The 3,104-nt window shown below is 37.2% G+C and carries 8 protein-coding genes and 1 pseudogene; all 9 read left to right on the forward strand.

Translation table 11 applies throughout. From position 1 onward, the window contains the following. A partial coding sequence (locus tag O9332_RS16800; protein WP_071784045.1) for a transposase occupies nucleotides 1-112 on the forward strand: 112 nt, incomplete at its 5' end. Nucleotides 113-332: 220 nt separating this feature from the next. Then, on the forward strand, nucleotides 333-551 hold the full coding sequence (locus O9332_RS16805) for a type II toxin-antitoxin system HicB family antitoxin (RefSeq protein ID WP_002762144.1): 219 nt from the start codon (nucleotides 333-335) through the stop codon (nucleotides 549-551). 2 nt (nucleotides 552-553) lie between these two features. After that, nucleotides 554-796 carry a DUF4926 domain-containing protein gene (locus tag O9332_RS16810; RefSeq protein WP_002762146.1) on the forward strand — a complete coding sequence of 81 codons (243 nt, stop codon included), beginning with the start codon at nucleotides 554-556 and terminating at the stop codon, nucleotides 794-796. Nucleotides 797-828: 32 nt separating this feature from the next. After that, nucleotides 829-966 (forward strand): annotated as a pseudogene (locus tag O9332_RS16815) (element excision factor XisH family protein); the annotation flags it as partial. Further along, nucleotides 954-1,289, forward strand: coding sequence for a XisI protein (locus O9332_RS16820; RefSeq protein WP_002762148.1), 336 nt, complete (start codon nucleotides 954-956; stop codon nucleotides 1,287-1,289). The pseudogene O9332_RS16815 and the gene O9332_RS16820, both read left to right, overlap by 13 nt. A gap of 96 nt (nucleotides 1,290-1,385) precedes the next feature. Further along, nucleotides 1,386-1,625 carry a DUF2283 domain-containing protein gene (locus O9332_RS16825; protein ID WP_002762150.1) on the forward strand — a complete coding sequence of 80 codons (240 nt, stop codon included), beginning with the start codon at nucleotides 1,386-1,388 and terminating at the stop codon, nucleotides 1,623-1,625. 108 nt (nucleotides 1,626-1,733) lie between these two features. Further along, entirely contained in the window at nucleotides 1,734-2,048 is a 315-nt protein-coding gene (locus O9332_RS16830) for a DUF433 domain-containing protein (protein ID WP_002753976.1), read from the forward strand. After that, nucleotides 2,038-2,373, forward strand: a complete 336-nt coding sequence (locus O9332_RS16835; RefSeq protein ID WP_002762152.1) for a DUF5615 family PIN-like protein — start codon at nucleotides 2,038-2,040, stop codon at nucleotides 2,371-2,373. Before O9332_RS16830 ends, O9332_RS16835 begins: the two co-directional genes overlap by 11 nt. Before the next feature lie 431 nt (nucleotides 2,374-2,804). Then, nucleotides 2,805-3,056: a hypothetical protein gene (locus O9332_RS16840; RefSeq protein ID WP_288026529.1), complete on the forward strand. Its 252-nt coding sequence runs from the start codon at nucleotides 2,805-2,807 to the stop codon at nucleotides 3,054-3,056. Nucleotides 3,057-3,104: the final 48 nt, after the last annotated feature.

The following is a 3,104-nucleotide window of genomic DNA, read 5'->3' on the forward strand; positions in this document are numbered from 1 at the left end:
GGTGGAGGGAATCAACAATAAACTTAAACTAATAAAACGGAGAGGCTATGGCTTTAGAAACTTTCGGAATTTTTGGGTTAGAAGTATGTTATCTTGGCATCTTGTATGTTGATTTAGCATAAAGGGTAACGAAGAGCCGAATCATTGAAAAGCCTTTGTCGAAATAGCCCACAAAATGAATCACTGCGATTGCGCTCTCAACTACTGCCAACAAGCGCTTGAATTATGCCAAGAATTGGGGATTACCTTGGTTAAAGAGTGTGAGGAACTGTTAGGGCAAATTCAGGTTACATTAGAAGAAGATTAGAAACCCTTGATCACCTATACCAACCATGAAAATTAAAGCGATTATTCATCCAGCCGAAGAAGGCGGTTATTGGGCGGAAGTTCCGGCCCTTCCAGGTTGCATCACGGAAGGCGATAGCCTAGAAGAAGTCACCCATAACTTAAAAGATGCGATCGAAGGATGGTTAGCCGTCGCTAATGAATCCTATCCACGCGGAAGATCAACTGTTAGAAATTGTCCAATGTTTATCCTCTTGACTAACTGATTATGAACAATATCCAAGACTATGATCTAGTTGCTTTAACCGAAGACATCACAGCAATCCACAAAACGACCCATCAGCCCATCCTTCTGCGTCGCGGACAAATGGGAACTGTTTTAATGTCTTTTAATCAGCAAGCTTTTCTGATTGATTTTACCGATCAAAACGGCCAAACCTTTGCGATGGAAACCGTTGATCACTCAAAACTTCTACGGCTGATCAGTGAACCTGAATTAGTCTCAGTCTAAGATAAAACTTTCGCCAACTTTTAGATAGAACTCTTTATCTTGCTATTCGGGAAAAAACTTTCAACAGCTTATTTCATCAAGAAATTGGTCAAATACTCCTTGAAGAAAAAACACTAAAACTAATTATCTTTAACCCTGACAATGAGGTAATCACCCAATGGATAAACTAAACCATTACCGCAAAATTATTCATCAGATTCTTGTCCCCTATAGCCAAATTATTTATAACAATGCGGACATTCAAAATCGTCTAGCTTTTGATCCTCAGAATGATCAATATCTCGTCATTTCAGAAGGTTGGCAACAGAATCAGCGTTATCATGATTGTCTGATTCATTTAGAAATTATTAACGAGAAAATTTGGGTACAATGTGACAACACCGAAGACGGTATCACCAAAGAATTACTAAGCGCAGGCATTGCTAAAGAAGATATTGTTTTGGGATTCCATGAACCTAAAATACGTCAATATACAGGCTTCGCTGTCGCTTAACTTTCAAATATGATGGACAATTCTCAAAACCGCAATCGCCGCCAAATGAATCACTATTAGAAGAAGATTAGAAACTCTTGATAACCCAAGTCAGCCATGAAAATCACCTACTTTCAGGATACGGATACTCTATACCTAGAGTTCAATAACAATCCTATTGTCGAGACTCAAGAAATCAATGAAAATACAAAATACAAAATACAAAATACCTTGGTCGATCTTGATCAGCAGGGGAATATTTGTGCAATCACCTTGGAACAGGCCAGAAGCTTAACGGATCTGAATGCTTTTTCCCTCGAAACTATTGTCGCGCCTCAATTAGCTTCAAGTTTATAAGAGTTGTCATAATAAAATTATTCTATAAACCTTGACGTGATATAATATATATAACATTTGGGCGCAGATTCCTTGTGACCCTATAATCGGACAAATTCGTTATTATCAATGACAACAACTTTAATCAATCACATTGAAATTACCCCAGAAACTTGTGGCGGTAAACCGCGCATCGCAGGTCATCGCATCAAAGTCCAAGATGTCGTTATTTGGCACGAACGCCTGGGAATGTCACCCGATGAAATTGTTTATCATTATCCCAGCATTACTTTAGCTGATGTTTACGCGGCCCTTTCTTACTATCACGATCACCTTGAAGAAATTAGACAACAAATCACAGATGATGATACCTTTGCCAAGGAAATGCAAGCTAAAACACCTTCTCTAGTCCAAGAAAAACTAAAAAAAATGAATGGGCAATAAAATTAAATTTCACCTTGATGAAAATGTAAGCTATAGCATTGCTCTTGGATTGCGCCAGCGAGGCCTTGATGTTACTACCACTCCAGAAGAAAATTTATTGGGGGTATCTGATGAAGTACAATTGCAATTTGCTTTATCCAATGGTCGCGTGATTTTTACTCAAGATACTGATTTTTTAAGAATCAATCAATCATCTATAACTCATGCAGGAATTGCTTACTGTCCCCAACAAAGTAAATCTATTGGTCAAATAATTCGAGGACTACTCTTAATCTGGGAAATTCTTGAACCCGAAGAAATGTATAATCACATAGAGTTTATATAGAACCGCATGAAAAAGTGAATTAGTATTTGGCAGATCGATAAAAATAATCAAAAAGCTAATTTTGTTACTCTTTACTACGATAAAATTAAGGAGTATGAATAATGCAACCCGTCCAACTTTTTCAACAAGTCAAATTATGTAGAGATGTCCCCGACACTATTTTTTAAAAAGGTGATCAGGGAACAATTATTGAATATTTACCTCCTAATGAACAACAATCAGAAGCAGGTTATCTCCTAGAAATGTTTGACAATAACGAAACCATTGACGTGATAGCGGTTCCCGTTTCTTGGATAAGTTCTATTAACTAACGATTAGCAAAAATTCAGGCTACATTAGAAGAAGATTAGAAACCCTTGATCACCTATACCAACCATGAAAATTAAAGCAATTCTCAAAATTTAACTTTTTATCCAAATAGGAGAAATTTCATGAGTACCACTATCAATCTTCAAATCACTTTTGAATCTCTAACCGAAGCGATTAAATCCCTTGACTTAACGCAAAAACAACAATTATTAGAAATACTAGAACAACAAATTTTTCAAGCAGAAGAAACTTCCTATCAAGACGACGAGGAAACCTTAGCAGGCAACATCTCAATAAATGCTGGTAAGGAAGCCGAAGTCAACCTAGAAAATGAACCCGCACTCGTGAGAAAGCATCGACTTAGGTTGCACTGAGGAAGAAAATCTGCTTTAACTAAGGATATGCTTCTTCCCATCGAGAGC

The sequence above is a fragment of the Microcystis sp. LE19-10.1B genome (assembly GCF_027530565.1).
GTDB lineage: Bacteria > Cyanobacteriota > Cyanobacteriia > Cyanobacteriales > Microcystaceae > Microcystis > Microcystis aeruginosa.